The sequence below is a fragment of the Variovorax sp. efr-133-TYG-130 genome, from assembly GCF_030208835.1.
Taxonomy (GTDB): Bacteria; Pseudomonadota; Gammaproteobacteria; order Burkholderiales; family Burkholderiaceae_C; genus Variovorax.
Window position 1 is genome coordinate 121,655 of the sequence record NZ_JARVTD010000013.1, and the last position, 26,972, is coordinate 148,626.

Below are 26,972 nucleotides of genomic sequence, written 5' to 3' on the forward strand. Positions count from 1 at the left end.
TGCGTCAGGCAGCCTGGGGGGCGTTGCGCAGCTTGATGTGCAGCTCGCGCAGCTGCTTCTCGTCGACCGGGCTCGGCGCCTGCGTCAGCAGGTCCTGTGCGCGCTGGGTCTTGGGGAAGGCGATCACGTCGCGGATCGACTCGGCGCCGGTCATCAGCATGACCAGGCGGTCCAGGCCGATGGCGATGCCGCCGTGCGGCGGGGCGCCGTACTGCAGCGCGTCCAGCAGGAAGCCGAACTTGAGCTGCGCGTCCTCGGCGCTGATCTTCAGCGCGCGGAACACCTTGCTCTGCACTTCCTCGCGGTGGATACGCACCGAACCGCCGCCCATCTCGATGCCGTTGAGCACCATGTCGTAGGCCTTGGCGATGCACTTCTCGGGGGCGGTGTCCATGAGGTCTTCATGGCCGTCCTTCGGCGCGGTGAACGGATGGTGCACGGCGCTCCAGCGCTGGCCTTCCTCGTCGAACTCGAACATCGGGAAGTCGACCACCCACAGCGGTGCCCAGCGATCGTCGAACAGGCCGCTCTTCTTGCCGAAGGCGCTGTGGCCGATCTTGATGCGCAGCGCGCCGATGGCGTCGTTGACGATCTTTTCCTTGTCGGCGCCGAAGAACAGGATGTCGCCGTTGCGCGCACCCGTGCGGGCGATGATCTCGGCCAGCGCGTTGTCGTCGAGGTTCTTGACGATGGGGCTTTGCAGGCCTTCGCGGCCGGCGGCGGCGTCGTTGACCTTGATGTAGGCCAGGCCCTTGGCGCCGTAGATCTTGACGAATTCCTGGTACGCGTCGATCTCGCCGCGCGACAGGCCGCCCTCGGCGCCGCCGCCGGGCACGCGCAGCGCGACCACGCGGCCGCCGGCCATGGTGGCGGCGTTGGAGAACACCTTGAATTCCACGCGCTTCATCAGTTCGGTGAGCTCGGTGAATTCGAGCTTCACGCGCAGGTCGGGCTTGTCGGAGCCGTACTTGAACATCGCGTCCGCGTACGTCATGGTCGGGAACACCGGCAGGTCGATGCCCGCCGCGTTGCGGAACACGTTGCGGATCATGCCTTCGAACATCTCACGGATCTCTTCTTCGGCGAGGAAGGAGGTCTCGATGTCGATCTGCGTGAATTCGGGCTGGCGGTCGGCGCGCAGGTCTTCGTCGCGGAAGCACTTCACGATCTGGTAGTAGCGGTCGTAGCCGGCCACCATCAGCAGCTGCTTGAACAGCTGGGGCGACTGCGGCAGCGCGAAGAAGCTGCCGTCATGCACGCGGCTGGGCACGAGGTAGTCGCGCGCGCCTTCTGGCGTGGACTTGCCCAGCATCGGCGTCTCGATGTCGATGAAGCCGTTGGCGTCGAGGAACTTGCGGGTCTCCATCGTCACCTTGTAGCGCAGCATCATGTTGCGCTGCATGGCCGGGCGGCGCAGGTCGAGCACGCGGTGCGTGAGACGGGTGGTTTCCGACAGGTTGTCGTCGTCCAGCAGGAACGGGGGCGTGACCGAGGGGTTCAGCACCTTCAGTTCGTGGCACAGCACTTCGATCTTGCCGCTCTTGAGCTGGTCGTTGGTCGTGCCCTCGGGGCGCGCGCGCACCAGGCCGGTGATCTGCACGCAGAACTCGTTGCGCAGGTTCTCGGCCACGGCGAAGGTGGAGGCGCGGTCGGGGTCGCACACCACCTGCACATAACCTTCGCGGTCGCGCACGTCGACGAAGATCACGCCGCCGTGGTCGCGGCGACGGTTGACCCAGCCGCACAGGGTAACGGTTTGGCCCATCAGGGCTTCGGTCACGAGACCGCAATAGTGAGTACGCATGGCCATAGAGAGGACTTCCGGCGCCTTGGCGGCGCGTTCGTTTTTATGAGTTGGATGGCTTGGTCGCCAGCACGGCGGGGCCGCCGGGAACGACCACCCCCATCGAGACGATGTACTTGAGCGCTTCGTCCACGCTCATCTTGAGTTCGATGCAGTCGCTGCGCTTGAGCATCACGAAGTAGCCGCCCGTGGGGTTGGGCGTGGTGGGCACGTAGACGCTGAGGAAGTCTTCGTTGCCCAGGTGCGTGGCCACCTCGTTGCCCGGCGCGCCGGTCACGAAGGCGATGGTCCAGACGTTTTCGCGCGGCCACTGGATCAGCACTGCCGTGCGGAACGCATTGCCGTTTTCGGAGAACAGCGTGTCCGAGACCTGCTTGACGCTGGAATAGATGGAACGCACGACCGGAATGCGGCGCACCACGGCATCGCCCCAGCCCAGCAGGCGCTTGCCCACGAAGTTGCTCGCAATGGCACCGACCACCAGCAGGATGGCCAGCGTGAGCAGCACGCCCAGCCCGCGGATGTTGTTTTCGTACAGCCAGCGCTGCCAGGCACCGGGCAGCACCCAGAGCGTCTGGTCCAGCGTGTCGATGATCCACTTCAGCACCGCCAGGGTGATGAACAGCGGAACGATCACCAGCAAGCCGGAGAACAACCATTTGCGCAGGGCGAGCATGGCGGTCGATCAGTCGCTGCTTGCGGGGGCCGGCGCGGGCGCCGGGGCCGCCGTAGCGGGGCTCGGGGCGGCGGTGGGCGAGGACGCGGCCGGCGCGGAATCGGCGTGCTTGGCGCCGTCGCCCGAGGCGGGCGCCGTGGCGGGCTCGGACTTCTTGCCGCCGCCGTCGCGGAAGTCGGTCACGTACCAGCCCGAGCCCTTGAGCTGGAAGCCGGCGGCGGTGACCTGTTTCTCGAACGCGCTCGCGCCGCACGCCGGGCACACCGTCAGGGGCGCGTCGGACATCTTCTGCAAAGCGTCTTTGGCAAAGCCGCAGGCACTGCACTTGTAGGCGTAGATGGGCATGGGAAATCGGGTGGGGAAAAAGCGGCGCAGCTGCCGCTCGCAAAGCCCTCGATTATAGGGGCGCCCCCGCCGAACAGGGCCCGGCATGGGCGCCGGGCCTCAGTCTCAGGCCGGTTCCGTGGCCAAAGGCCGATGCGGCGTGTGAGTGTCCACTACCCATTGCGGCAGCAGCGAGCCGGCCACCATGCCCGCGAACGAGCACAGCACGCCAGCCAGTTGCGCCGGGAACACCGCGCCCCAGGCCGGCACGGCCAGGAACAGCAGCCACACGCCGATGCCCAGCGCAATGGAGGCGATGGCGCCCTGCGTGGTGGCGCGGCGCCAGTAGAGGCCGCAGACCAGCGGCACGAAGGCCCCCACCAGCGGCACCTGGTAGGCGCCCGACACCAGCTCGTAGATCGGCGTGCCCTGCATGCGGATGGCGTAGGCCAGCACCGCGGCGCTGAACAGCAGCACCGTGATGCGCATCGTCATGAGGTTCTGGCGGTCGGTGCCGGCCGGGCGGAACTGGCGCCAGATGTTCTCGGTGAAGGTGACGCTGGGCGCCAGCAAGGTGGCCGAGGCGGTCGACTTGATGGCCGACAGCAGCGCGCCGAAGAACAGCACCTGCATCACGAACGGCATCTTCTGCAGCACCAGCGTGGGCAGCACCTTCTGCGGATCTTCCTTCAGCAGCGTGGCGGTCTGCTCCGGCATGATCAGCAGCGCGCTGGCCACCAGGAACATCGGCACGAAGGCGAACAGGATGTACGCCAGGCCGCCGATGACCGGGCCGCGCGTGGCCGCCTTCACGCTGTTGGCCGACATCACGCGCTGGAACACGTCCTGCTGCGGAATGGAGCCGAGCATCATGGTGATGGCGGCCGCGAAGAAGAACACCATGTCGTGCCAGCTGGGCTCGGGCCAGAACTTGAACAGGTCCTTGCTGACCGCGAAGGCCACCACCTTGTCGGCGCCGCCGGCCATGGAGCCCGCGAACATGGCGATCACCGCCAGGCCGGCCACCAGGATGATCATCTGGATGAAGTCGGTCACGGCCACCGACCACATGCCGCCGAACAGCGTATAGGCCAGGATCGAGATCACGCCGATCACCATGCCCATCGGGATGCTGATGACGCCGGCCGACAGCAGGTTGAACACCAGCCCCAGCGCCGTGACCTGCGCCGACACCCAGCCCAGGTAGCTCAGCATGATGATCAGCGAACACGCCACTTCCACGCCGCGGCCGTAGCGCTCGCGGTAGTAGTCGCTGATGGTCAGCAGGGTCATGCGGTAGAGCTTGCCCGCGAAGAACAGGCCCACCAGGATCAGGCAGGTGCCCGCGCCGAAGGGGTCCTCGACCACGCCGTTGAGCCCGCCTTCGATGAACTTGGCCGGGATGCCGAGCACCGTTTCGGAGCCGAACCACGTGGCGAACGTGGTCGTGACGATCATGAAAAGCGGCAGGTGCCGTCCGGCAATGGCGAAGTCGGTGGTGTTCTTCACCCGCTTGGCGGCGTAGAGGCCGATCGCGATGGTGACAAGCAGATAGACGATGACCAACGTCAGCAGCACGACGGAAACTCCTCTAGAACAGACGCACGCGCACCAGCAACTGCATGGCGAGCAACCCCAATACAAAACCTATGCCACCGTAGACGATGGTTTGTAACAACCGATTCGTGCGCTTCTGCTCGGCCAGCAGTTCGAGCAGCTCGCGGCGGTTGTCGGCGGGCCGATTTTCGAGGAAATCGTGCAGAAGCCGCGGCAATTGGGGCAGCAATTTGGCGTACCGGGGCGCTTCGGCCCGGAGCTGCTGGAACAGTTTCTTGGGGCCGATCTGGTCGACCATCCACTTCTCGAGGAAAGGCTTGGCGGTGGCCCAGAGGTCGAGCTCGGGGTCGATGTTGCGGCCCAGGCCCTCGATGTTGAGCAGCGTCTTCTGCAGCAGCACAAGCTGCGGCTGGATCTCGACGTGGAAGCGGCGCGAGGTCTGGAACAGGCGCATCAGCACCATGCCCAGCGAGATTTCCTTCAGCGGCCGGTCGAAGTACGGCTCGCAGACGGTGCGGATGGCCGCCTCCAGCTCGTCGATGCGGGTGCCCACCGGCACCCAGCCGCTTTCGAGGTGCAGCTCGGCCACGCGCTTGTAGTCGCGCCGGAAGAAGGCCACGAAGTTCTGCGCCAGGTATTCCTTGTCCGACTCGGTCAGCGTGCCGATGATCCCGAAGTCCAGCGAGATGTAGCGCCCGAAGGTCTCGGGCTCCAGGCTCACCTGGATGTTGCCGGGGTGCATGTCGGCATGGAAGAAGCCGTCGCGGAACACCTGCGTGAAGAAGATCGTGACGCCGTCGCGCGCCAGCTTGGGAATGTCGACGCCGGCCGCGCGCAGGCGGTCCATCTGCGCGATGGGCACGCCCTTCATGCGCTCCATAACGATGACCTCGGGATGGCAGAAGTCCCAGAACATCTCGGGGATCAGCACCAGGTCGAGCTCGGACATGTTGCGGCGCAGCTGGGCCGCGTTGGCGGCCTCGCGCACCAGGTCGAGTTCGTCGTGCAGGTATTTGTCGAACTCGCCGACCACCTCGCGCGGCTTCAGCCGCTTGCCATCGGCCGAGAGGCCCTCGACCCAGCCGGCCATCATGGCCATGAGCGCCAGGTCTTTCTCGATCACGCCGCGCATGTTGGGGCGCAGCACCTTGACCGCGACCTCGCGCAGTTCGCCCTCGTTGGTGCGGATGGTCGCGAAGTGCACCTGGGCGATCGATGCGCTGGCGATGGGTGTCTCGTCGAACTGCACGAACACGTCGCCCACCGGACGGCGGAACGCGCGCTCGATGGTCGCAATGGCCACCGCCGATGGGAACGGCGGCACGCGGTCCTGCAGGAAGGCCAGTTCGTCGGCGATGTCGGGCGGCAGCAGGTCGCGCCGGGTCGACAGCACCTGGCCGAACTTCACGAAGATGGGGCCGAGCCTTTCGAGCGCCTCGCGCAGCCGCTGGCCGCGCGGCGCGTCGAGGTTGCGGCCGACGGACACGACGCGCGCGACCACGCGCAGCCAGGGCTTCTGGAAGCTCGTGAGCACGAGCTCGTCGAGGCCGTACCGCAGCGCGACCCAGACGATGAACAAGCCGCGATAGAAGCGCCTCATTCGGCGTTGCTCGCCGAGCCGGTCGTCGAAGCGCCGGCGCGCGCCGTGCGGTCGCCGACGAACTGGCGCAGCGCGCCCACCACGCGCCGCACGGCGTTGCCGAGCGTGTGCGCGGGCACGTCGCCGATCACGCGGGCAAGGTCGTCCTCGATGTCCCAGCGCACGTGATCGACCAGCCAGTTGACCTCTGCGGCCAGCTGCACGTCACCGATGATCTGCACGGAGGGCTTGTCGCCGCGCAGCGTGGCGCGAGCGATGTCGAAGGGGGAATCTTCGGTGACGGTGAGCGTGAGCTCGGGCACCGAGCCTGCCGGGGCCAGGTCGAGCAGGCCGGCCGGCGTGGCCACCAGTTCCATGGTCACGAAGCGCCACTGGAAGCGCACCACCCGCCCCTGCTGGCGCAGAAGCCGCTGCTGGGCTTCAGGCTCCTGCTGCAGCACGTGGTTCAGGAACAGGACCGCGCGGTGCTGGATCTCGTGGACTGCCCAGTCCGGCGGCTGGAGGCGCTCGCCGATGCGATTGAAAAGGTCGCCGAGAAAAGAAAAAGGGGACGATGGTGTGGCCATAGTCCCCATTATCCGGCCTGTACCGCGGCCGGGCGCCGGCCGCGGCCCGGTTTTTACTGCAGAGCCTGCACGCCGGCCACGAGCCAGCCGCTGGTGCCGCTGATGGGCTTGGTCATGTTCCAGACTTCGCGGAACGGGCCGGGGCCCGCCGAGGCGTCTTCGCGGATCATGCCGGAGAACTCCACGCTCGCCATGTAGGCGTCGGGCAGCTCCTCGATGCCGAGCAGCTTGGCGTCGAGCATCACGACTTCGGTCTTGTTCGAAGCGCCGCCGGTGTGGCTGGCGCGGTCGGCTAGCTGCGAGCGGATCTCGTCGACCATGCTGTCGGTCATCATGGAACGCAGCATCGACACGTCGGCGCGATCCCATGCGTCCTGCAGCGTCACGAAGTTGCGCTTGGCGGCGCCGAGGAAGCCCTCGACGTCGAAGCCGGCGGGAATGCCCCACGACTGCGAACCACCCAGTGCCGAGCCGATCATGCTGCCGCCGGCCGCCGCACCCGCTGCGGAAAGGCTGCTGCCGTGGCCTGCGGCGGGCGTCGCGTCGAATGCGGTCGCATTGCGCTCCCATGGGCGTGCCGATGCGTCGTTGCCGACGTTGGCCGGGCTGTACTGCACCGGTGCGCTGGCATTGCTCGGGCTGGCGCCCGCGCCCTGGAACGCGAAACCGCCCTGGCGGCTGGCGCCCGAGGCTTGCTGCGAGCGAGCCTTGATCATGCGCCACACCACCACGCCGGCCAGCACGAGCAGGCCGATCAGCAGGATGTTGCCGAAGCCCGCGCCGAGGCCGAGCGAATTTGCGAGCCATGCGAGGCCCAGGCCGGCCGCGAGGCCGCCGAGCATTGCACCCCAGGGGCGCTTCGGCGCGGCGGCCGCGGGAGCGGCGGCACCGGGCTTGGCCGCTGCCGCGTTGGACGCGCCTTGCTGCGCGGGCGCGCCGGGCGCTGCCGGCGGAGTGGCCTGGCGCTGCGTCACGTTGGACGACTGGCGTCCCACCGACTTGCCGCCACCCATGCGGGCCGCTTCGGCCTGGACACTGCCCAGCACCATCGCGACCGCCAAGAACAAAGTACCCAAACTCTTCATGTCGTCTCCTCTTGAGCGAAAGATTCGCCTCATCAACATTTGATTCCAACATGGAGGGCGGCGATGCCACCAGTCATGTTGTGATAGTCCACATGTCCGAAACCGCCCTCTTTCATGAGGGTCTTGAGCTCCTCTTGCGAGGGGTGCATCCGGATGGATTCGGCCAGGTAGCGATAGCTCGCGTCGTCGCCGGCCACGAGCTTGCCCAGGCGCGGCAGCACGTTGAAGGAGTACCAGTCGTAGGCCTTGGCCAGCGGCTTGGCGACCTTCGAGAACTCCAGCACGAGCAGCTTGCCGCGCGGCTTGAGCACGCGGTTCATTTCTTTCAGCGCGATGTCCTTGTGGGTCATGTTGCGCAGGCCGAAGGCCACGGTGACCACGTCGAAGTGGTTGTCGGGGAAAGGCAGCTTCTCGGCGTCGCAGACCATCGTGGGCAACGACACGCCGGCGTCGAGCAGTCGGTCGCGGCCGGTGCGCAGCATGGCTTCGTTGATGTCGGTGTGGACCACCTCGCCGGTGGCGCCGACCTTCTTGGCGAAGGCCAGGGCGAGGTCGCCGGTGCCGCCCGCGATGTCGAGGACACGCGAGCCTTCGCCCACGTTCGCGACCATCACGGTGTAGGCCTTCCATGCACGGTGCAGGCCCGCGGACATCAGGTCGTTCATGACGTCGTAGCGCGAGGCGACCGAGTCGAAGACGCCGCGTACGCGTTTCGCCTTCTCGCTTTCGTCGACTGTTTCGAAGCCGAAGTGTGTGGTGCTCATGCAACCGATGTTAGGCCGGAAGCCTTCACATCAAGCCGACGACCCCGCACGCACGGCGGACATTTGTTGCTTTTTCCGCCCGCCCTTTACGGGTGTAGGGCCATGGCTCCAGCTCAGTGGCTGCTGCAGCCGTGCCCGCCCTGCTCGATCATCGGCGCGTCTCGATCGACGCCTGCAGCGGCCAGCCTCTGCTCGTAAGTGGCCCACAGCTCGGCCTGCTTCGCGCCCAGTTCGTAGAGCAGGTCCCACGAATAGATGCCGGTGTTGTGGCCGTCGCTGAAGGTCGGCTGCACGGCATAGTTGCCCACGGCTTCGAGGTCGACCAGCTCCACGTCGCGCTTGCCGGTCTGCAGGATTTCCTGGCCCGGGCCATGGCCCTGCACCTCGGCCGAAGGCGAGTAGATGCGCATCAGCTCGAAGGGAATGCGAAAGCTCGCGCCGTCCGAGAAGCCCACCTCGAGCACGCGCGACTGGCCGTGAACGGTGATCGATTGCGGCGTCGGTGCGCCCGGTTTCAAGCCTGCCATCAGAAACTCCTTGTGCCCAGTCGCTCGATCATCGCAGCCTCCAGGGCCTGCAGCTGCGAGGCGATCTCCGCCTCGTGTGCCGCATTGCGCTCGCGCTGCGCCGGAGCCCACACGGAGCCGGGGAAATGGCTGTCGCCGGCAAAGCGCGCGATCACGTGCCAGTGCAGATGCGGCACCATGTTGCCGAGCGCGGCGATGTTCATCTTGGCGGGCTTGAGCCGCTCGCGCATGCACTGCTCGACCACGGCCACCGCCTCCATGCACAGCACTCGATCGGCTGAATCCAGGTCGGAGAACTCCGCCGCGTGGTCGCGCCAGACCACGCGATAGAAGGCCGGGAAGCCCGCTTCCTCCGCATGGATGACGCGCAGCTTCGCGCCCTCGAACACGAGGCGCCCGCCCAGGCCTTCGCAGAGCACGCAGCCTTGCCGCGCCGCCCCGGTCATACCAGCACCCGCTCGATGCCGCCCTGGTTGGCGGCCGCCACGTAGGTGGGCATCCAGTCGGCGCCGAGGATCTTGTTGGCCATCTCGACCACGATGTAGTCGGCTTCGAGCAGGCCGTTGTTCAGGTCGTTGCCGTAGCGCGAGAGGCCCTGCAGGCAGCTCGGGCAGCTGGTGAGGATCTTCACGTTGTCCTGTGCGCCGACCTTGCCGCTGTCGCGCAGCGCGGCCTCGCCCTTCTTCAGCTCTTCTTCCTTGCGGAAGCGGATCTGCGTGGAGATGTCGGGCCGCGAAACGCCCAGCGTGCCCGACTCGCCGCAGCAGCGGTCGTTCTTGAGCACGTTGTCGCCGACCAGCGCCTTCACGGTCTTCATCGGGTCCTGTTGCTTCATCGGCGAATGGCAGGGGTCGTGGTACAGGTAGCCGCCACCGCCGGCATCGGCCAGCGTGATGCCCTTTTCGAGCAGGTACTCGTGGATGTCGATGATGCGGCAGCCCGGGAAGATCTTGTCGAACTGGTAGCCCTGCAGCTGGTCGTAGCAGGTGCCGCAGCTCACCACCACCGTCTTGATGTCGAGGTAGTTGAGCGTGTTGGCCACGCGGTGGAAGAGCACGCGGTTGTCCGTGATCATCTTCTCGGCCTTGTCGAACTGGCCGCTGCCGCGCTGCGGATAGCCGCAGCACAGGTAGCCCGGCGGCAGCACGGTCTGCACGCCCGCATGCCACAGCATGGCCTGCGTGGCCAGCCCCACCTGCGAGAACAGCCGCTCCGAACCGCACCCCGGAAAGTAGAAGACCGCCTCGGTCTCCGAGGTGGTGGCCTTCGGGTTGCGGATGATCGGCACGTAGTCGGCATCCTCGATGTCGAGCAGCGCGCGCGCCGTCTGCTTGGGCAGGCCGCCCGGCATCTTCTTGTTGATGAAGTGGATCACCTGCTCCTTGATGGGCGCCGCGCCCAGCGACGCCGGCGGCGCCGCGGTCTGCTTCTTCGCGAGGCCGCGCAGCAGGTCGTTGGCGAGGCGCTGCGCCTTGAAGCCCACGCCCACCATGCCCGCGCGCATCGTCTTGATGGTCTGCGGGTTGGTCGCGTTGAGAAAGAACATCGCGGCCGCGTTGCCGGGGCGGAAGCTCTTCTGCCCCATCTTGCGCAGCAGGTTGCGCATGTTCATCGACACGTCGCCGAAGTCGATCTTCACCGGGCACGGCGTGAGGCACTTGTGGCACACGGTGCAGTGGTCGGCCACGTCCTCGAACTCTTCCCAGTGCTTGATGCTCACGCCGCGCCGCGTCTGCTCTTCGTAGAGGAAGGCCTCCACCAGCAGCGAGGTGGCGAGGATCTTGTTGCGCGGGCTGTAGAGCAGGTTGGCGCGCGGCACGTGCGTGGCGCACACCGGCTTGCACTTGCCGCAGCGCAGGCAGTCCTTCACGCTGTCGGCAATGGCGCCGATGTCGCTCTGCTGCATGATCAGCGACTCGTGGCCCATGAGGCCGAAGCTCGGCGTGTAGGCGTTGGTCAGGTCGGCATGCAGCGTCTCGACCTGGCCGGCGGGCGCGCGCAGCAGCTTGCCCTTGTTGAAGCGGCCTTCGGGGTCGACCTTGGCCTTGTACTCGGTGAACGGGCGCAGCTCCTCGTCGCTCAGGAACTCGAGCTTGGTGATGCCGATGCCGTGCTCGCCCGAGATCACGCCGTCGAGGCTGCGCGCCAGCGCCATGATGCGCACCACCGCGGCATGCGCGGTCTGCAGCATCTCGTAGTTGTCGCTGTTGACGGGAATGTTGGTGTGCACGTTGCCGTCGCCCGCGTGCATGTGCAGCGCGACCCACACGCGGCCCTTGAGCACGCGCTTGTGGATGGCCGTGCATTCGGCCAGGATCGGCGCGAACTCGGCGCCCGAGAAAGTCTCCTGCAGCGGCTGGCGCAGCTGCGTCTTCCAGCTCGCGCGCAGGGTGTGGTCCTGCAGCTGCGCGAACTGCGCATCGACATCACGCAGCCAGCCGGCCCACAGCGCCCGCACCTCTTGCACCAGCGCCACGGCCTGCGCCACGCGGTCTTCGAGCAGTTCGGCCGCGGGAATCTCGTGCGCGTCGTCGGTCTTGCCCAGCGGCAGGTTGCCCCGCGTGAGGAAGGCCTCCAGTTCGTCGGTCAGCGCCAGCTTGTTCTGCAGCGACAGCTCGATGTTGATGCGCTCGATGCCGTCGCTGTACTCGGCCATGCGCGGCAGCGGGATCACCACGTCTTCGTTGATCTTGAAGGCGTTGGTGTGCTTGCTGATGGCGGCCGTGCGCTTGCGGTCGAGCCAGAACTTCTTGCGCGCCTCGGGGCTGATGGCAATGAAGCCTTCGCCGCTGCGCGAATTGGCGATGCGCACCACTTCCGACGTAACGCGCGCCACCGCATCGGCGTCGTCGCCGGCGATGTCTCCGAACAGCACCATCTTGGGAAGGCCGCCGTGCTTCTTCGACTTGGTGGCGTAGCCCACGGCCTTCAGGTAGCGGTCGTCCAGGTGCTCCAGGCCGGCCAGCAGCACGCCGGAGCGCTTCTGCTCGGCGAACATGAAGTCCTTGATCTCGACGATGCTGGGCACCGCGTCCTTGGCGTTGCCGAAGAACTCCAGGCAGACGGTGCGGGTGTGCGCCGGCATGCGGTGCACCACCCAGCGGCAGCTGGTGATGAGGCCGTCGCAGCCCTCTTTCTGGATGCCCGGCAGGCCCGACAGGAACTTGTCGGTCACGTCCTTGCCGAGGCCTTCCTTGCGGAAGGTGCGCCCCGGGATGTCCAGGCGCTCTGTGCGCAGCTTCGTCTTGCCGTCGGCCGCGTAGTACTGCAGCTCGAACACGGCGCTCTCGGCGTCGTGGATCTTGCCGAGGTTGTGGCCAATGCGCGTGACTTCGAGCCATTCGGCCTGCGGCGTGACCATGCGCCACGAGGCGAGGTTGTCGAGCGCCGTACCCCAGAGCACGGCCTTCTTGCCGCCCGCGTTCATGGCCACGTTGCCGCCCACGCAGGAGGCTTCGGCAGAGGTCGGGTCGACCGCGAACACGAAGCCCGCGCGCTCGGCCGCGTCGGCCACGCGCTGCGTGACCACGCCGGCCTCGGTCCAGATGGTCGGCACGGACGCATCCAGGCCGGGCAGCGAGACATGCTCGACCTCGGTCATCGCCTCGAGCTTCTCGGTGTTGATGACCACGCTCTTCCAGGTCAGCGGAATGGCGCCGCCGGTGTAGCCGGTGCCGCCCCCGCGCGGAATGATGGTCAGGCCCAGCTCGATGCAGCCCTTGACCAGCAGCGCCATCTCGGCCTCGGTGTCGGGGCACAGCACCACGAAGGGGTACTCCACGCGCCAGTCGGTGGCGTCCGTCACATGCGACACGCGCGACAGCCCGTCGAACTTGATGTTGTCCTTGGCCGTGAGCCGGCGCAGCACGCGCGTGGCCTTGCGGCGCAGGGCGGCGACGTCGCGGAACTTGGTGTCGAATGCAGCCACGGCGTCGCCCACCAGGCCGGTGAGCTCGCCCACGAGCTGGTCGCGCGGCAGGTCGCTGTCGGGGGTGCGGCGCTTCTGCACTTCGGCCAGGCGGTGCCTGAGGGCATCGACCAGCTGGCCGCGCCGGCGCGGGTTGTCGAGCAGGTCGTCGACGAGATAGGGGTTGCGCTGCACGACCCAGATGTCGCCCAGCACCTCGTAGAGCATGCGCGCCGATCGGCCGGTGCGGCGCTCGGCGCGCAGGTTCTGGAGCAGGTCCCAGCCGCGTTCGCCCAGCAGGCGAATCACGATCTCGCGGTCGGAGAAACTGGTGTAGTTGTACGGGATCTCGCGCAGTCGCACAGGCTCTGCGGCCTGTGACAACAGCGTATTCAACGCGGTCGGAGCATTCATCGGGGTGGCGCCTCGGCCAGGCGCTGCGCGCCCATTCAGCCGGGCCGGAGATTTTAGGGCAGCGACTGGGGTCTTGCCTCGTGGCGCCCGCTACGCCCTTGTGCTAAGCGCGGCGGTGCCGCGTCCCGGCACCCCGGAAAAGCTCAGAACAGCACGCGGCTGCGGATGGTGCCGTTCACCTTGGCCAGCTTCTCCAGCGCCAGGTCGGACGAGGCGGCGTCGATGTCCATCACCACGTAGCCGACCTTCTCGTTGGTCTGCAGGTACTGCGAGGCGATGTTGATGTTGTTGTCCGAGAAGATCTTGTTGATCTCCGACAGCACGCCCGGCACGTTCCGGTGGATGTGCAGCAGGCGGTGCTTGCCGGGGTGCGCGGGCAGCGCCACCTCGGGGAAGTTGACCGACGAGATCGAGGTGCCGTTGTCGCTGTACTTGACCAGCTTCTCCGCCACTTCCCCGCCGATGTTGGCCTGCGCCTCCATGGTCGAGCCGCCGATGTGCGGGGTCAGGATCACGTTGTCCAGGCCGCGCAGCGGGGACACGAACTCGTCCTTGTTGCTGCCCGGCTCGACCGGGAACACGTCGATGGCGGCGCCCCAGAGCTTCTTGGCCTTGATGGCGGCGGCCAGGGCGTCGATCTCGACGACGGTGCCGCGCGCGGCGTTGATCAGGATGCCGCCCGGCTTCATGGCGGCGATCTCGGCCTCGCCGATCATCCACTTGGTGGACGGCAGCTCGGGCACGTGCAGGGTCACGATGTCGCTCTGGGCCAGCAGGTCGTGCAGCTTGGGCACCTGGCGGGCATTGCCCAGCGGCAGCTTGCTGACCACGTCGTAGAAGGCCACATGCATGCCCAGCGCTTCGGCCAGCACGGAAAGCTGGGTGCCGATGGAGCCGTAGCCCACGATGCCCAGCGTCTTGCCGCGGATTTCGTGCGAATTGACGGCCGACTTGAGCCAGCCGCCGCGGTGCGCCAGGGCATTTTTCTCCGGGATGCCGCGCAGCAGCAGGATGGCCTCGGCCAGCACCAGTTCGGCCACCGAGCGGGTGTTGGAGTAGGGAGCGTTGAAAACCGCCACGCCGCGCTCGCGGGCGGCGTCCAGGTCGACCTGGTTGGTGCCGATGCAGAAGCAGCCCACCGCCACCAGCTTGGGCGCGGCCGACAGCACGTCGGCCGTGAGCTGGCTTTGCGACCGGATGCCCAGGAAGTGCACGTCGGCCAGCTTGGCCTTGAGCTCTTCGCCCTGCAGGGCCTTGGGCAGGGTCTCGATCTGACTGTAGCCGGCCTCGCGGATCACCTCGATGGCCGAAGGATGAATGCCCTCAAGAAGAAGGAACTTGATCTTGCTTTTGTCGAGAGAGGTTTTGCTCATTCCCGAAGGCTAGCATGGTGCAGCGCAGCAAGCCGATGCACCAAACAGGAGCGCGGATGGTCAAAAGGGTTTCCCCGGTTTGAGTGAAATCGCGTTCATGCGAAAACAATCGCCGCGAAACGTTCATATTCGTAACCTAATATCGCGGGTTTCTCAAACCCTCAGGAGTTTTCTTCATGCGCTTCAAGACGCTCGCCATCGCTTCGGCGCTGGCCACCTCGCTGGTGATGCCAGTTCTCGCCCAGGCCCAGACTGAAATCCAGTGGTGGCATTCGATGGATGGCGCCCTGAACGACTGGGTCAACGACCTGGCCAAGCAGTTCAACGAGAGCCAGAAGGACTACAAGGTCGTTCCCACCTACAAGGGCGAATACGACCAGTCCATGGCCGCCGGCATCGCCGCCTTCCGCTCGGGCAACGCGCCCGACATCCTCCAGGTGTTCGAAGTGGGCACCGCCACCATGATGTACTCCAAGGGCGCCATCAAGCCCGTGGCCGACGTCATGAAGGAAGGCGGCCAGAAGTTCGACCCCAAGGCCTACATCCCCGCCGTGGCCGGCTACTACACGGCCCCCAACGGCCAGATGCTGTCGTTCCCGTTCAACAGCTCGACGACGGTGTTCTATTACAACAAGGACGCCTTCAAGACCGCCGGCCTGGACCCTGAAAAGGCTCCCGCCACCTGGCCTGAAGTCGTTGCGGCCGCCGCCAAGCTCAAGGCCAGCGGCAACCAGTGCCCGTTCACCACCTCGTGGATGAGCTGGGCCCAGCTCGAGAGCTTCTCGGCCTGGCACAACACCTCGTACGCCACCAAGAACAACGGCTTCGGCGGCCTCGACGCGCGCCTGGAATTCAACTCGCCGCTGCACGTTCGCCACTTCGAGAACCTGTCCAACATGGCCAAGCAGGGCCTGTTCGTCTACAAGGGCCGCGCCAGCAAGCCCATCACCTCGTTCACCTCGGGCGAATGCGCCATGTTCATCGGCTCGTCGGGCAGCTACGCCAGCGTGAAGCGCGACGCCAAGTTCAAGTTCGCCGAGTCGGCGCTGCCGTACTACCCGGACGTGCAGGGCGCGCCCCAGAACACCATCGTCGGTGGTGCCAGCCTGTGGGTGATGTCGGGCAAGCCGGCCGCCAACTACAAGGGCGTGGCCGCGTTCTTCACCTTCCTGTCGAGCCCCAAGGTCCAGTCCGAGAGCCACATGCGCACCGGCTACCTGCCGATCACCATGGCTTCCTATGAGCTGACCGAGAAGACCGGCTTCTACAAGGAAAACCCGGGCACCGACGTGGCCGTGAACCAGATGATCAAGAAGACGACCGACAAGTCGCGTGGCGTGCGCCTGGGCAACCTGCCCCAGATCCGCGCCATCGAAGACGAGGAAACCGAGCTGATCTGGACCGGCAAGAAGACGCCCAAGGAAGCCCTGGACAGCGCCGTCAAGCGCGGAAACGAACTTTTGGTGAAATTCCAGGCCGCAAACAAGTAAGCTCTGCACCCGGCGAATCGGCGCGAACGAATGTTCGTTTCGGTTCGTTTTAACATCGCAAGCCAGCCTGCCCCCGTGCAGTGCTGGCTGTTTGCTTATTTAGTGTGTCTGTGACCTGAACGCCCTCTCCCATGGAAAAACGCGTCCTCTTCCGCTCGAGCTGGCTGCCCTGGGCTTTGCTCGCCCCGCAGCTGATCATCGTCGGCGTCTTCTTTTTCTGGCCCGCCGGCCAGGCGCTGGTGCAGTCGCTGCAGCAGCAGGATGCCTTCGGCAATTCGGTCACATGGGTCGGATTCGACAATTTCGTGGCGCTTTGGAACGACAGCACCTACATGGCGTCGTTCCAGACCACGCTGATCTTCTCGACGCTGGTGACGGTGCTCGGCCTGTCCATCGCGCTGGTGCTGGCCGTCTTTGCCGACCGCGTGGTGCGCGGCTCGCGCTTCTACCGCAGCGTGCTGATCCTGCCGTACGCGGTGGCGCCGGTGGTCACCGGGCTGCTCTGGTCGTTCATGTTCTCGTCGTCGATCGGCATCGTCGCCTACTGGCTCAAGAAGATGGGCTTCAGCTGGAACCACCTGCTCAACGGCGGCGACGCGATGGCGCTGGTCGTGATGGCGGCGGTCTGGAAGCAGATCTCGTACAACTTCCTGTTCTTCCTGGCGGGCCTGCAATCGATCCCGAAGTCGCTGATCGAGGCCGCGGCCATCGACGGCGCGCGCCCGATGCGCCGCTTCTGGACCATCCAGTTCCCCCTGCTCACCCCCACCACCTTCTTCCTGCTGGTGATCAACATGGTGTACGCCTTCTTCGACACCTTCGCGATCATCGACGCCACCACGCAGGGCGGCCCCGGCAAGGACACCGCCACGCTGGTCTACCGCGTCTACTTCGACGGCTTCCGCGGCATGGACTTCGGCGGCGCGGCCGCGCAGTCGGTCGTGCTGATGGCCATCGTCATCTGCCTCACGGTGCTGCAGTTCCGCTACGTCGAAAAGAAGGTCCAGTACTGATGACCTCCCCCCTCATGCAACTCAATACCACGACCACGGAGGCCCGCCATGGTTGAGCGCCGCCCCTCCCTCGGCATCCTCGCGCACGCGATCATGATCTTCGGCGTGCTGCTGGTGGTCTTCCCGATCTACCTGGCCTTCGTCGCCTCCACGCACACGCCGCAGGAAATCATGCAGGCGCCGATGCCGATCCTGCCCGGCGCCAACTTCTGGGAAACCTACAAGGCCGCGCTGACCGGCGGCGGGCGCACCAGCACCAACGTGTCGGTGGCCCGCATGATCTGGGTCAGCTCGGTCATCACCTTCATCATCACCTTCGGCAAGATCAGCATCTCGCTGCTGTCGGCCTTCGCGGTGGTGTACTTCCGCTTCCCGCTGCGCAGCCTGTGCTTCTGGCTGATCTTCATCACGCTGATGCTGCCGGTCGAAGTGCGCATCGGCCCGACCTACCAGGTGGTCGCCAGCCTCGGCATGATCAACACCTTCGCGGGGCTCTCGGTGCCGCTGATCGCCTCGGCCACGGCCACCTTCCTGTTCCGCCAGTTCTTCCTGACGGTGCCCGACGAGCTGGTGGAAGCCGCCCGGGTGGACGGTGCCGGCGCCATGCGCTTCTTCAAGGACATCCTGCTGCCGCTGTCGAAGACCAGCATCGCGGCGCTGTTCGTGATCCAGTTCATCTACGGCTGGAACCAGTACCTCTGGCCGCTGATCGCCGCGACCAGCGAGAACATGTACCCGATCGTGGTCGGCATCAAGGCCATGACCGGCAACGGCGAATCGCCGGTGGACTGGAACGTGGTCATGGCCACCGCCGTGCTCGCCATGCTGCCGCCGGGCATCGTGGTGGTGCTGATGCAGAAGTGGTTCGTCAAGGGCCTGGTAGATACCGACAAATAAACGCAGAACGAACGAAACATGGCTGCTCTCTCTCTACGCAACGTCATCAAGCGCTACGGCCACGGGCCGAAAGCCAACCAGGTCATCCACGGCGTGAGCGCCGAGATCGCCGACCACGAATTCATCGTCATCGTCGGCCCCTCGGGCTGCGGCAAGTCGACGCTGCTGCGCATGGTGGCCGGCCTCGAGGAAATCTCGGCCGGTGAAATCTCCATCGGCAACCGCGTGGTGAACAACCTCGAGCCGTCCGAGCGCGACATCGCGATGGTGTTCCAGAACTACGCGCTCTACCCGCACATGACGGTGTTCGCCAACATGGCCTACGGCCTGAAGATCCTCAAGGTGCCGGTGCCCGAGATCAAGGCGCGCGTGGACAAGGCCGCGAAGATCCTCGAGCTGGGCCACCTGCTGGAGCGCAAGCCGCGCGAACTCTCCGGCGGCCAGCGCCAGCGCGTGGCCATGGGCCGCGCCATCGTGCGCCAGCCGCAGGTGTTCCTGTTCGACGAGCCGCTGTCCAACCTCGACGCCAAGCTGCGCGCGCAGACCCGCCTCGAAATCCAGAAGCTGCACCGCGAGCTCGGCATCACCTCGCTGTTCGTCACGCACGACCAGGTCGAGGCCATGACGCTGGCGCAGCGCATCATCGTGATGAACGGCGGCGTGATGGACCAGTTCGCGACGCCCGAGGAGGTGTACAACCGCCCCGCCACCACCTTCGTGGCCAGCTTCATCGGCTCGCCGCCCATGAACCTGCTCAAGCACGCGCCGGGCGTGCGCCCGGGCCAGATCCTGGGCATCCGACCCGAGCACATGAAGCTCGACGAAAGCGGCTGGTCGGTGCAGGTCGAGCAGGTCGAGCTGCTGGGCGCCGAGCGCCTGGTGTACGGCCGCATCGGCGACGAGCAGATCATCATGCGCACCGACGAAGGCGACCGCCCGCCGGTGGCCGGCGACACGGTGAAGATCGCCGCGCGCGAAGAAAAGCTGCACTGGTTCGACGCCGGCTCCGGCAAGCGCGTGGATTGAACGATGAGCGAGCTGAAGCCCTGGCCCTACCCCCGCTGGGTCGCGCATCGCGGCGCCGGCAAGCTGGCGCCTGAAAACACGCTGGCCGCCTTCAGGCTGGGCGCGGCCCACGGCTATCGCATGTTCGAGTGCGACGCCAAGCTCAGCGCCGACGGCGTGCCGTTCCTGATGCACGACGCCAAGCTCGAGCGCACCACCAGCGGCCGCGGCATCGGCGGCGAGCAGCCCTGGAGCGCGCTGTCGCAGCTCGACGCCGGCGGCTGGCATTCGCGCGGCCATGCCGGCGAGCCGCTGCCCACGCTGCAGAACATCGCGCGCTTCTGCCTGGCCAACGGCCACCTGCTGAACATCGAGATCAAGCCCACGCCGGGCGTCGAGCGCGAGACCGGCGAGGTGGTGGCGCGCGAAGCCGCCCGCCTGTGGCAGGGCGCGGCGGTGCCGCCGCTGCTCACCTCGTTCCAGGTCGATTCGCTCAAAGGCGCGCAAGCGGCCCAGCCCGAGCTGCCGCGCGGCCTGCTGCTCGACTCGCTCTGGAAGGGCTGGCTCGAAGCCGCCCGGCAGCTCGGCTGCGTGGCCATCGTCTGCAACCACGCGCTGTGGGACGCCGGCGTGGTCGCGCAGGTGCACGGCGCCGGCATGCGCGCGCTGAGCTACACGGTGAACGACGAGTGGGCCGCGAAGCGGCTGATCGAACTCGGCACCGACGGCATCATCACCGACCGGGTCGACCTCTTTCCTCCGGCCGGCTGAGGCTGCATTTCTTACCGGTTCTTACGCAATGGCGGCTTCTATGATGCGGCCATGAGTTGGACCCTACGTTTCGCGACCTTCTGCCTCGCCGCGCTGCTGACGTGCGGCGGCGCAATGGCGCAGCCCGACAGCAGCAACAACAGCGGCACCGCCACAGCCGTCGCTCCGACGCCCACGGTCGCCGAACTGCGCGCCCAGTTCAACAAGCTCAGCGCCGCCGCCGAAACCGACGATGACGCGCGCAAGCTGCTCGCGCAGATCAACGACATCGGCACGCAGGCCGACAAGTTCGTCGCCGCGCGCACCGGCGAGCTGGCCGACCTGAACGCCCGCCTCGGCGAGCTCGGCAACCCGCCCGGGGCCGGCGCCACCGAAGACCCCGACATCACCCGCCAGCGTGCGCGCCTGACCAAGGAGCGCAACGCGCTGGACGCCGACATCCGGCTCGCGCGGCTGCTGTCGGTCGACGTGCGCCAGCGCGGCACCGACCTCGTCACGCAGCGCCGTGAACTGTTCGAGGCTCAGCTCACCGAGCGCGCCGCCTCCCCGCTCACCGGACGCTTCTGGACCGACCTGCAGGACGCCTGGCCCGACGACCTGGAACGGCTGCGGACCATGGGCTCGGCGCTCAGCGCGGGTTTCGACCAGGCCTTGGCGCCCGCGTCGCTCACGCTGGTGATCGCGACGCTCATCGGCGCATTGCTGTTGGCATGGCTGGGCGTCTGGGCCGCCGAGCGCCTGCTCACCCGGCTCGCGACCCGGATGCTGCCCGCCGGCCGGCTGCGGCGCTCGCTGCTGGTGATCGGGATCGTGGGGAGCCATGTGCTGCTGGTGGCCGTGGCGGCGCATGGCTTCGTGGAGGTGCTCAAGGCGCACGCCACATGGGACCCGCTGGCGCGCAAGGCGCTGCAGTCCTCGGCGCAGGCGCTGACCTTCATGGCCTTCGTCATCGGACTGGGCCGCGCCCTTCTGGCCACGGCCCGGCCGTCATGGCGGCTGCCGCCGATTCCCGACGCCACGGCCGGCAAGCTCGCGGCGCTGCCCTGGCTGGTGGCGCTGGTGGCGGCACTGGCCTGGACGCCGGCCGAAGTCAACGCGCTGGTCGACGCCAGCTTTGCCGCCGTGGTGGCCACGCACGTGCTCACGGCTCTGATCCTCACCGCGCTCGTCGGCACGGTGATCTACCGGCTGAAGGCCCTGCGCGCGGACGCCCCCGCGGCCGGCCTGCCCGAGCGGCCGATGTGGGTCGGCCTGCTGGTGGCGCTGATCGGCGCGCTGATGATCGCCATCTGGGTGCTGGTGGGCCTGGGCTACGTGGCGCTTGGCAGCTTCCTGGCCTCGCAGCTCACCTGGACCGGCATCGTGGCGGCGGCTTTCTACGTGCTGTTCAAGTTCGCCGACGACGTGTTCATGGCCATCGCGTCGTCGCGCAGCGCCTTCGGCCAGAAGCTGCAGAAGAGCTTCGGCCTCGCGCCGCAGACGCTGGACCAGGCGGCCACGGTGCTGTCGGGCATCAGCCGCGTCGCATTGTTCGTGTACATGCTGATCGCGCTGGCCGCGCCGCTGGGCACCTCGCCGGGCGAGGTGTTCCAGCGCGGCGGCAAGCTCGGCTCCGGCGTGAAGGTGGGCGAGTTCCAGCTGGTGCCGGGCGCGATCCTCAGCGCGCTGACGGTGGCGGTGGTGGGCTTCATCATGCTGCGGGTGTTCAAGCGCTGGCTCACGCGCAGCTACCTGCCGAACACGCAGTTCGAGCCGGGCATGCAGAGCTCCATCACCACGCTGCTGGGCTATGTCGGCGGCATCATGGTGATCGCGTTCACGCTGTCGGCGCTGGGCATCGGCATCGAGCGCATCGCGTGGGTGGCGAGCGCGCTGTCGGTGGGTATCGGCTTCGGCCTGCAGGCGATCGTGCAGAACTTCATCTCGGGGCTGATCCTGCTGGCGGAGCAGCCGGTGAAGGTGGGCGACTGGGTGGTGCTGGGCACGGCCGAGGGCGATGTGCGGCGCATCAACGTGCGCGCCACCGAAATCCAGCTGGGCGACCGCTCCACGCTGATCGTGCCGAACTCGGAGTTCATCACCAAGACCGTGCGCAACATGACCCTGGCCAACGCCGAGGGCCGCGTGCTGATCCGCCTGCCGATGCCGCTGACCACCGACGCGCAGCGCGTGCGCGAGCTGATCCTGGCGGCCTGCAAGGCGCATGAGGGCGTGCTGGAAACGCCGGCGCCCTCGCTCACGCTCGAAGGCATAGAGAACGGGCTGCTGATCTTCCAGGCCATCGCCTACGTGGCGAGCCCCCGGCTGGCGGGCGGGGTGCGCAGCGACCTGCTGTTCGTGATCCTGGACGAGCTGAAGAAGGCCTCGCTGCCGCTGGCGGTGCCGACGATGGTGATGGCGGCCGCGCCAGAGGCACCGGCCCCCGTCGTGCCGTCGTCGCCCGCCTCGCCGATTCCCGGCGTGCAGAGCTGAGCGAAGCGCCGCGCCGCCCTCACTCCAGAGGCAGCGCGGTGGTGAACTTGATCTCGTTGAGGCACACGCTCGAACGCACCGCCGACACCCCGGGCATGTGCATCAGCGTGTGCATCAGGAACTGCGAGAGCGACTCCAGGTCCTGTGCGACGACCTTGAGCACGTAGTCGAAGTCGCCCGTCACCGAATAGCACTCCAGGATCTGCTTCATGTCGGCGATCAGGTCCTGGAACTTGGGCAGTTCGTCGACATGGCCGCGCGCCATGGTCACGTGGATGAAGGCGATCACGCCCAGCCCGACCCGGCGCGCATTCAGCCGCGCCGCGTAGCCGTGGACCAGCCCCAGTTCCTCGAGCCGCCGATGGCGCCTCAGGCACTGGGCGGGCGACAGATTGGCCACCTCCGCCAGCTCCAGATTGGATGCGCGGCCGTTCGTCTGGAGGTGTTCGAGAATCCGCCGGTCGATCCGGTCGAGTTCGACGTCGTGCAATTTCATTTCCCTTGATCCGTTGCGGATGCAATTTTATGGTGCAAAGCGGGGTAAGTCCGGACCTTTCATGCACCTTAATTGTGCAAAGTACGATCTAGACTCCGAGCGCCGGGATTGCTGCACGCATTCCCGGCCCGCTGGATTTACTGCCCCGGCCCCGCCGGCGGCGCACTCAGACGCATCCATTTCCCCTCCGGAGACCCCTACGTGAAAAACGCTTTGCTTCGCACACCCTTCAGCGCAATGGCCCTGGCCCTCGGCATGCTGGCCGCCGCGCCTTCGTTCGCGGCCGACACCAAGTCGGTGGCCGTGACGGCCATCGTGGAGCATCCGGCGCTGGACGCCGTGCGCGACGGCGTGAAGGCGGAGCTCAAGGCTTCGGGCTACGAAGAGGGCAAGAACCTCAAGTTCACCTATCAAAGCGCGCAAGGCAACGTGGGCACCGCCGCCCAGATCGCCCGCAAGTACGTGGGCGACGCGCCCGACGTGATCGTCGCCATCGCCACCCCGTCGGCGCAGGCCGTGGTTGCCTCGACCAAGACCATCCCGGTCGTGTACTCGGCCATCACCGACCCGGTGGCGGCCAAGCTGGTGAAGAACTGGGAGGCCAGCGGCACCAACGTGACGGGCGTGTCCGACCTGTCGCCGCTGGAAAAGCATGTTGGCCTCATCAAGCAGGTGGTGCCGAACGCCAAGCGCATCGGCGTGATCTACAGCCCCGGTGAAGCCAACTCGGTGGCCATCGTCGAGTCGCTCAAGAAGGCCGCCTCGGCCGTCGGCATGACGGTGGTCGAGGCCGCCGCCGCCCGCACGGTGGACGTGCCGACCGCCGCCCAGAGCCTGGTCGGCAAGGCCGACGTCATCTACACGCCGACCGACAACAACGTGGTCTCGGCCTTCGAAGGCATCGTGAAGGTGGCCCAGCAGGCCAAGCTGCCGGTGGTTGCGGCCGACACGGCCACCGTGGAGCGCGGCGCCGTGGCCGCACTGGGCCTGAACTACAGCGACATCGGCCGCCAGACCGGCAAGATCGTGGTGCGCATCCTCAAGGGCGAGAAGCCCGGCACCATCGCCTCGCAGACCACCACCAACTTCGAGCTGGTGGTGAACCCCGGCGCGGCCAAGCTGCAGGGCGTGACGCTGTCCGACGAGCTGCTGAAGACGGCGAAGGTCGTGAGCACCAAGTAAGCCCTTCGACGGGCCCGCGCCCCGGTCTCATCCACCGGGGCGGGCCCGTTGTTGCCTCGCCGCCTGCCGGAAGCCTCCCCACATGTCCCTCATCGCCTCGCTGGGCGCCATCGAGATCGGTCTGATATTCGGACTGGTCGCGCTGGGCGTCTTCATGTCGTTTCGCATCATCAATTTTCCCGACCTCACGGTGGACGGCAGCTTCCCGCTGGGCGCCGCCGTGGCCGCGACGCTGATCGTCGCCGGCTGGAACCCTGCGGCCGCCACCGCTGTGGCCTGCGTGGCCGGCGCCGCCGCGGGCTGGGTCACGGCCTGGCTCAACGTGAAGCTGAAGATCATGCAATTGCTCGCGAGCATCCTGGTGATGATCGCGCTGTACTCCATCAACCTGCGCGTGATGGGCAAGCCCAACGTGGCGCTCATCACCGAACCCACGGTGTTCAGCATGGTCGACTTCGGCGGCATGCCCGAGCAGTGGGCCAAGCCGCTGTTGCTGCTTCTCATCGTGATCGTCGCCAAGATCCTGGTCGACATGTTCTTCGCCTCCGAAGCCGGCCTGGCGATGCGCGCCACCGGCGGCAACGCGCGCATGGCGCGGGCCCAGGGCATTTCCACCGACTTCCACACCATGGCCGGCCTGGCGCTGTCGAACGCGCTGGTGGCGCTGGCCGGCGCGCTGTTCGCGCAGAGCCAGGGCACGGCGGACATCTCCATGGGCGTGGGCACGATCGTGATCGGCCTGGCCGCGGTGATCATCGGCGAGACGCTGCTGCCGGCGCGCAGCATGGTCATCACCACCCTGGCCTGCGTGCTGGGCGCGCTGCTCTACCGCTTCTTCATCGCGATGGCGCTGAACACCGACTTCATGGGCCTGCAGGCGCAAGACCTGAACCTGGTCACCGCCGTGCTGGTGGCGTTCGCGCTGCTGGTGCCGGCCTACAAGCGCAAGCTGCGCGCGCTTTTCAAGGGGAAGAACTGATGCTGCGCGCCCAACAACTCGAGATGACCTTCAACCCGGGCACCCCGATCGAGAACCGCGTGCTGCGCGGGCTCGGCCTGGAGATTCCCACCGGCCAGTTCGTTACCGTGATCGGCTCGAACGGCGCGGGCAAGTCGACCTTTCTCAATGCGGTGAGCGGCGACCTGATCGTCGACAAGGGCAGCATCGAGATCGACGGAAAAGACGTGACCCGCATGAACGCCTGGCAGCGCTCGGGCATGGTGGCCCGTGTGTTCCAGGATCCGATGGCCGGCACCTGCGAGGCGCTGACCATCGAGGAGAACATGGCGCTGGCCTGGAAGCGCGGCGAGCGGCGGGCCTTCGGCTTCGCGCTCAACCGCAACCTGCGCGAGCTGTTCCGCGAGAAGCTGTCGATCCTGAAGCTGGGGCTGGAGAACCGCCTGGCCGACCGCATCGGGCTGCTGTCGGGCGGCCAGCGGCAGGCGGTGAGCCTGCTGATGGCCTCGCTCAAGCCCTCGCGCATCCTGCTGCTCGACGAGCACACCGCCGCGCTCGACCCCAAGACCGCCGCCTTCGTGCTGGAGCTGACGGCCAAGATCGTCGAGGCCGGCCAGCTCACCGCGATGATGGTGACGCACAGCATGCGCCAGGCGCTGGACTACGGCTCGCGCACGGTGATGCTGCACGAGGGCCAGGTGATCCTCGATGTGGCCGGCCCACAGCGCGCCGGCCTCGACGTGCCCGACCTGCTGCGCATGTTCGAGCAGACCCGCGGCGAGAAGCTGGACGACGACAAGCTGCTGCTGGCCTGATGTTGCCGGACGCCGCCTTCGTGCGCGCCATGCGCGCCGCCGACCTCGACGCCGTGCTGGCGATCCAGCTCGCCTGCTACGGCGCGGGCTTCGTGGAAGACGGCGAGCTGATCGCGCGCCGGCTCGCGGCCGCACCCCATACGGGCTGGGTCGCCGAGCATGGCGGCGGCGTGCGGGCCTATCTGGCGGGCTATCCGTCCGTGGCCGGCAAGCTGACGCCGCTGCACGGCGAGTTCGAAGTAGCCGCACAGGCCGATTCGCTGTACCTGCACGACCTGGCGGTGCACCCCGACGCCGCGGGGCTGGGCCTCGGCCCGCGGCTGGTGCGCCATGCCTGGGCGCATGCGGCGCAGGCCGGATGGCGGCATTCGACGCTGGTGTCGGTGCAGTCTTCGGTGGGTTTCTGGGAGCGTCAGGGCTATGCGGCAACGCAGCCCGATGGCGCCGAGCAGCAGGCCCGGCTGGCCACCTACCCCGGCCGGTCGGTCTACATGATCCGCCGTCTGGACCCGGCCTGAGCGGTTTTCAGCGGCGCCAGCCGCGCATCGCCAGCCATTGCACGGTGCCGCAAACCACCACGAGTGCAGCGTACGTCGCCATCATCCCGTCGCGCCCGAACACCGCCAGGCCGGCCGCCAGCACCGCGACACCGGCCGCGAAAACAAGCACCAGTTGCGCCCACCAGCGCGGTCCGCCGGCACGCCTGCCGCCCAGGTAGCGGCCGGCGAACACCAGCACCAGCGCCATGAAGGCGGCCGGTGCGACGAAATTCAGCAGGTGATCGAGGAGGTCGGACAGGTCCATCGGGGGGCCGCATGCGTGCGGGAGGTCATGCGGCGAGGCTTATGGCTGTCATAGGGAAAGCCATTTGTCCCTGCGCAAGCCCGGCGCGGTTGCTGATTTTATAATCACGGCATGTCTGTCTGGGCTCTTGGCTTGAACCACACGACCGCGCCGCTCGATCTGCGCGGTCGTTTTGCGTTTGCGCTCGACCAGATCGCCCCCACGCTGCAGAGCCTGCGCAGTTCTTTCGGCACCGGCCGCCACCCCCAGGTCGAGGCCGCGATCATCTCCACGTGCAACCGCACCGAGATCTATTGCGCGTCCGAACACGCCGCGCTCGACCATACCTTCGGCTGGCTGGCCCAGAGCGGCGGCGTGGCACCCGCCCTGCTTCGCTCGCACGCCTACACCCTGCATGACGACGAAGCCGCGCGCCACGCCTTCCGCGTGGCCAGCGGGCTCGATTCGATGGTGCTGGGCGAGGCCCAGATCC

General features: G+C 67.0%; 24 protein-coding genes and 1 pseudogene. 11 read left to right on the forward strand and 14 right to left on the reverse strand.

The window, feature by feature from the left end; translation table 11 throughout:
* Nucleotides 1-4: 4 nt before the first annotated feature.
* The 12 genes from aspS to serA form a co-directional block, all read right to left on the reverse strand.
* Complete coding sequence (gene aspS, locus QRN67_RS17500; protein ID WP_081266010.1) at nucleotides 5-1,810, reverse strand: aspartate--tRNA ligase; 1,806 nt, start codon at nucleotides 1,808-1,810, stop codon at nucleotides 5-7.
* Nucleotides 1,811-1,847: 37 nt separating this feature from the next.
* On the reverse strand, nucleotides 1,848-2,480 hold the full coding sequence (locus QRN67_RS17505; RefSeq protein ID WP_081266011.1) for a DUF502 domain-containing protein: 633 nt from the start codon (nucleotides 2,478-2,480) through the stop codon (nucleotides 1,848-1,850).
* A 9-nt stretch (nucleotides 2,481-2,489) separates the two neighbouring features.
* Nucleotides 2,490-2,825 (reverse strand): FmdB family zinc ribbon protein, encoded by a 336-nt coding sequence (locus tag QRN67_RS17510; protein ID WP_285412851.1) that lies wholly within the window; start codon nucleotides 2,823-2,825, stop codon nucleotides 2,490-2,492.
* A gap of 105 nt (nucleotides 2,826-2,930) precedes the next feature.
* Nucleotides 2,931-4,382 (reverse strand): high affinity choline transporter 1, encoded by a 1,452-nt coding sequence (locus tag QRN67_RS17515; protein WP_081267962.1) that lies wholly within the window; start codon nucleotides 4,380-4,382, stop codon nucleotides 2,931-2,933.
* A gap of 13 nt (nucleotides 4,383-4,395) precedes the next feature.
* Entirely contained in the window at nucleotides 4,396-5,961 is a 1,566-nt protein-coding gene (gene ubiB / locus QRN67_RS17520; protein ID WP_081267961.1) for a ubiquinone biosynthesis regulatory protein kinase UbiB, read from the reverse strand.
* Complete coding sequence (locus QRN67_RS17525) at nucleotides 5,958-6,527, reverse strand: ubiquinone biosynthesis accessory factor UbiJ (protein WP_081267960.1); 570 nt, start codon at nucleotides 6,525-6,527, stop codon at nucleotides 5,958-5,960. Before QRN67_RS17525 ends, ubiB begins: the two co-directional genes overlap by 4 nt.
* A 53-nt stretch (nucleotides 6,528-6,580) precedes the next feature.
* Entirely contained in the window at nucleotides 6,581-7,612 is a 1,032-nt protein-coding gene (locus tag QRN67_RS17530; RefSeq protein WP_081267959.1) for a Tim44 domain-containing protein, read from the reverse strand.
* Between the two features lie 32 nt (nucleotides 7,613-7,644).
* A complete protein-coding gene (gene ubiE / locus QRN67_RS17535; protein ID WP_081267958.1) occupies nucleotides 7,645-8,376 on the reverse strand; it encodes a bifunctional demethylmenaquinone methyltransferase/2-methoxy-6-polyprenyl-1,4-benzoquinol methylase UbiE in 732 nt (243 codons plus the stop codon).
* 113 nt (nucleotides 8,377-8,489) lie between these two features.
* Nucleotides 8,490-8,903, reverse strand: a complete 414-nt coding sequence (locus QRN67_RS17540; protein ID WP_081267957.1) for a gamma-butyrobetaine hydroxylase family protein — start codon at nucleotides 8,901-8,903, stop codon at nucleotides 8,490-8,492.
* Nucleotides 8,903-9,349 carry an HIT family protein gene (locus tag QRN67_RS17545; RefSeq protein ID WP_285412853.1) on the reverse strand — a complete coding sequence of 149 codons (447 nt, stop codon included), beginning with the start codon at nucleotides 9,347-9,349 and terminating at the stop codon, nucleotides 8,903-8,905. The genes QRN67_RS17540 and QRN67_RS17545 overlap by 1 nt, the downstream gene beginning before the upstream one ends.
* Nucleotides 9,346-13,224, reverse strand: coding sequence for a DUF3683 domain-containing protein (locus QRN67_RS17550; RefSeq protein WP_285412855.1), 3,879 nt, complete (start codon nucleotides 13,222-13,224; stop codon nucleotides 9,346-9,348). Before QRN67_RS17550 ends, QRN67_RS17545 begins: the two co-directional genes overlap by 4 nt.
* A gap of 143 nt (nucleotides 13,225-13,367) precedes the next feature.
* Nucleotides 13,368-14,597, reverse strand: a complete 1,230-nt coding sequence (gene serA, locus QRN67_RS17555) for a phosphoglycerate dehydrogenase (RefSeq protein WP_285412857.1) — start codon at nucleotides 14,595-14,597, stop codon at nucleotides 13,368-13,370.
* Nucleotides 14,598-14,773: 176 nt separating this feature from the next.
* On the opposite strand from serA, the gene ugpB reads away from it, so the two are divergent.
* The 6 genes from ugpB (at nucleotide 14,774) to QRN67_RS17585 (ending at nucleotide 22,245) form a co-directional block, all read left to right on the forward strand.
* Nucleotides 14,774-16,087, forward strand: coding sequence for a sn-glycerol-3-phosphate ABC transporter substrate-binding protein UgpB (gene ugpB, locus QRN67_RS17560; RefSeq protein ID WP_081267953.1), 1,314 nt, complete (start codon nucleotides 14,774-14,776; stop codon nucleotides 16,085-16,087).
* A gap of 131 nt (nucleotides 16,088-16,218) precedes the next feature.
* On the forward strand, nucleotides 16,219-17,100 hold the full coding sequence (ugpA, locus tag QRN67_RS17565) for a sn-glycerol-3-phosphate ABC transporter permease UgpA (protein ID WP_081267952.1): 882 nt from the start codon (nucleotides 16,219-16,221) through the stop codon (nucleotides 17,098-17,100).
* A 48-nt stretch (nucleotides 17,101-17,148) separates the two neighbouring features.
* Nucleotides 17,149-17,997 (forward strand): sn-glycerol-3-phosphate ABC transporter permease UgpE, encoded by an 849-nt coding sequence (gene ugpE, locus QRN67_RS17570; protein WP_081267951.1) that lies wholly within the window; start codon nucleotides 17,149-17,151, stop codon nucleotides 17,995-17,997.
* An 18-nt stretch (nucleotides 17,998-18,015) separates the two neighbouring features.
* Entirely contained in the window at nucleotides 18,016-19,023 is a 1,008-nt protein-coding gene (gene ugpC / locus QRN67_RS17575) for a sn-glycerol-3-phosphate ABC transporter ATP-binding protein UgpC (RefSeq protein WP_081267950.1), read from the forward strand.
* A 3-nt stretch (nucleotides 19,024-19,026) separates the two neighbouring features.
* Complete coding sequence (gene ugpQ / locus QRN67_RS17580) at nucleotides 19,027-19,773, forward strand: glycerophosphodiester phosphodiesterase (RefSeq protein ID WP_285412860.1); 747 nt, start codon at nucleotides 19,027-19,029, stop codon at nucleotides 19,771-19,773.
* 51 nt (nucleotides 19,774-19,824) lie between these two features.
* Nucleotides 19,825-22,245: a DUF3772 domain-containing protein gene (locus tag QRN67_RS17585; protein WP_285412862.1), complete on the forward strand. Its 2,421-nt coding sequence runs from the start codon at nucleotides 19,825-19,827 to the stop codon at nucleotides 22,243-22,245.
* Nucleotides 22,246-22,264: 19 nt separating this feature from the next.
* On the opposite strand, the gene QRN67_RS17590 is transcribed toward QRN67_RS17585, so the two are convergent.
* Nucleotides 22,265-22,735, reverse strand: coding sequence for an Lrp/AsnC family transcriptional regulator (locus QRN67_RS17590; RefSeq protein WP_155742489.1), 471 nt, complete (start codon nucleotides 22,733-22,735; stop codon nucleotides 22,265-22,267).
* A gap of 243 nt (nucleotides 22,736-22,978) precedes the next feature.
* On the opposite strand from QRN67_RS17590, the gene QRN67_RS17595 reads away from it, so the two are divergent.
* The 4 genes from QRN67_RS17595 to QRN67_RS17610 all read left to right on the forward strand — a co-directional run bounded on the left by QRN67_RS17595 (nucleotide 22,979) and on the right by QRN67_RS17610 (nucleotide 26,214).
* Entirely contained in the window at nucleotides 22,979-23,923 is a 945-nt protein-coding gene (locus QRN67_RS17595) for an ABC transporter substrate-binding protein (protein ID WP_285412869.1), read from the forward strand.
* 82 nt (nucleotides 23,924-24,005) lie between these two features.
* The gene (locus tag QRN67_RS17600) at nucleotides 24,006-24,902 is read left to right on the forward strand and encodes an ABC transporter permease (protein WP_106937033.1); all 897 of its coding nucleotides are present in this window, start codon (nucleotides 24,006-24,008) and stop codon (nucleotides 24,900-24,902) included.
* Nucleotides 24,902-25,696, forward strand: a complete 795-nt coding sequence (locus QRN67_RS17605) for an ABC transporter ATP-binding protein (protein WP_081267945.1) — start codon at nucleotides 24,902-24,904, stop codon at nucleotides 25,694-25,696. The genes QRN67_RS17600 and QRN67_RS17605 overlap by 1 nt, the downstream gene beginning before the upstream one ends.
* Nucleotides 25,696-26,214, forward strand: coding sequence for a GNAT family N-acetyltransferase (locus QRN67_RS17610; RefSeq protein ID WP_285412864.1), 519 nt, complete (start codon nucleotides 25,696-25,698; stop codon nucleotides 26,212-26,214). Before QRN67_RS17605 ends, QRN67_RS17610 begins: the two co-directional genes overlap by 1 nt.
* A gap of 7 nt (nucleotides 26,215-26,221) precedes the next feature.
* Here the strand turns inward: QRN67_RS17610 and QRN67_RS17615 are convergent, their stop codons facing one another.
* Nucleotides 26,222-26,500, reverse strand: a complete 279-nt coding sequence (locus QRN67_RS17615; protein WP_285412865.1) for a hypothetical protein — start codon at nucleotides 26,498-26,500, stop codon at nucleotides 26,222-26,224.
* A 111-nt stretch (nucleotides 26,501-26,611) separates the two neighbouring features.
* Between QRN67_RS17615 and QRN67_RS17620 the strand changes: the two are divergent.
* A pseudogene (locus tag QRN67_RS17620) lies at nucleotides 26,612-26,972 on the forward strand (glutamyl-tRNA reductase); the annotation flags it as partial.

Bases quoted from the DNA above. Each gene is read 5' to 3' on its own strand.
- QRN67_RS17605 (WP_081267945.1), top strand. From the start codon at position 24,902: ATGCTGCGCGCCCAACAACTCGAGATGACCTTCAACCCGGGCACCCCG.
- QRN67_RS17595 (WP_285412869.1), top strand. From the start codon at position 22,979: ATGGCCCTGGCCCTCGGCATGCTGGCCGCCGCGCCTTCGTTCGCGGCC.
- QRN67_RS17510 (WP_285412851.1), bottom strand. From the start codon at position 2,825: ATGCCCATCTACGCCTACAAGTGCAGTGCCTGCGGCTTTGCCAAAGAC.
- ubiE (WP_081267958.1), bottom strand. From the start codon at position 8,376: ATGAGCACCACACACTTCGGCTTCGAAACAGTCGACGAAAGCGAGAAG.
- ugpA (WP_081267952.1), top strand. From the start codon at position 16,219: ATGGAAAAACGCGTCCTCTTCCGCTCGAGCTGGCTGCCCTGGGCTTTG.
- QRN67_RS17610 (WP_285412864.1), top strand. From the start codon at position 25,696: ATGTTGCCGGACGCCGCCTTCGTGCGCGCCATGCGCGCCGCCGACCTC.
- ugpB (WP_081267953.1), top strand. From the start codon at position 14,774: ATGCGCTTCAAGACGCTCGCCATCGCTTCGGCGCTGGCCACCTCGCTG.
- serA (WP_285412857.1), bottom strand. From the start codon at position 14,597: ATGAGCAAAACCTCTCTCGACAAAAGCAAGATCAAGTTCCTTCTTCTT.
- aspS (WP_081266010.1), bottom strand. From the start codon at position 1,810: ATGGCCATGCGTACTCACTATTGCGGTCTCGTGACCGAAGCCCTGATG.
- QRN67_RS17545 (WP_285412853.1), bottom strand. From the start codon at position 9,349: ATGACCGGGGCGGCGCGGCAAGGCTGCGTGCTCTGCGAAGGCCTGGGC.
- QRN67_RS17585 (WP_285412862.1), top strand. From the start codon at position 19,825: ATGAGTTGGACCCTACGTTTCGCGACCTTCTGCCTCGCCGCGCTGCTG.
- QRN67_RS17600 (WP_106937033.1), top strand. From the start codon at position 24,006: ATGTCCCTCATCGCCTCGCTGGGCGCCATCGAGATCGGTCTGATATTC.
- QRN67_RS17505 (WP_081266011.1), bottom strand. From the start codon at position 2,480: ATGCTCGCCCTGCGCAAATGGTTGTTCTCCGGCTTGCTGGTGATCGTT.
- QRN67_RS17550 (WP_285412855.1), bottom strand. From the start codon at position 13,224: ATGAATGCTCCGACCGCGTTGAATACGCTGTTGTCACAGGCCGCAGAG.
- ugpC (WP_081267950.1), top strand. From the start codon at position 18,016: ATGGCTGCTCTCTCTCTACGCAACGTCATCAAGCGCTACGGCCACGGG.
- QRN67_RS17615 (WP_285412865.1), bottom strand. From the start codon at position 26,500: ATGGACCTGTCCGACCTCCTCGATCACCTGCTGAATTTCGTCGCACCG.
- QRN67_RS17540 (WP_081267957.1), bottom strand. From the start codon at position 8,903: ATGGCAGGCTTGAAACCGGGCGCACCGACGCCGCAATCGATCACCGTT.
- ubiB (WP_081267961.1), bottom strand. From the start codon at position 5,961: ATGAGGCGCTTCTATCGCGGCTTGTTCATCGTCTGGGTCGCGCTGCGG.
- QRN67_RS17530 (WP_081267959.1), bottom strand. From the start codon at position 7,612: ATGAAGAGTTTGGGTACTTTGTTCTTGGCGGTCGCGATGGTGCTGGGC.
- ugpE (WP_081267951.1), top strand. From the start codon at position 17,149: ATGGTTGAGCGCCGCCCCTCCCTCGGCATCCTCGCGCACGCGATCATG.
- ugpQ (WP_285412860.1), top strand. From the start codon at position 19,027: ATGAGCGAGCTGAAGCCCTGGCCCTACCCCCGCTGGGTCGCGCATCGC.
- QRN67_RS17525 (WP_081267960.1), bottom strand. From the start codon at position 6,527: ATGGCCACACCATCGTCCCCTTTTTCTTTTCTCGGCGACCTTTTCAAT.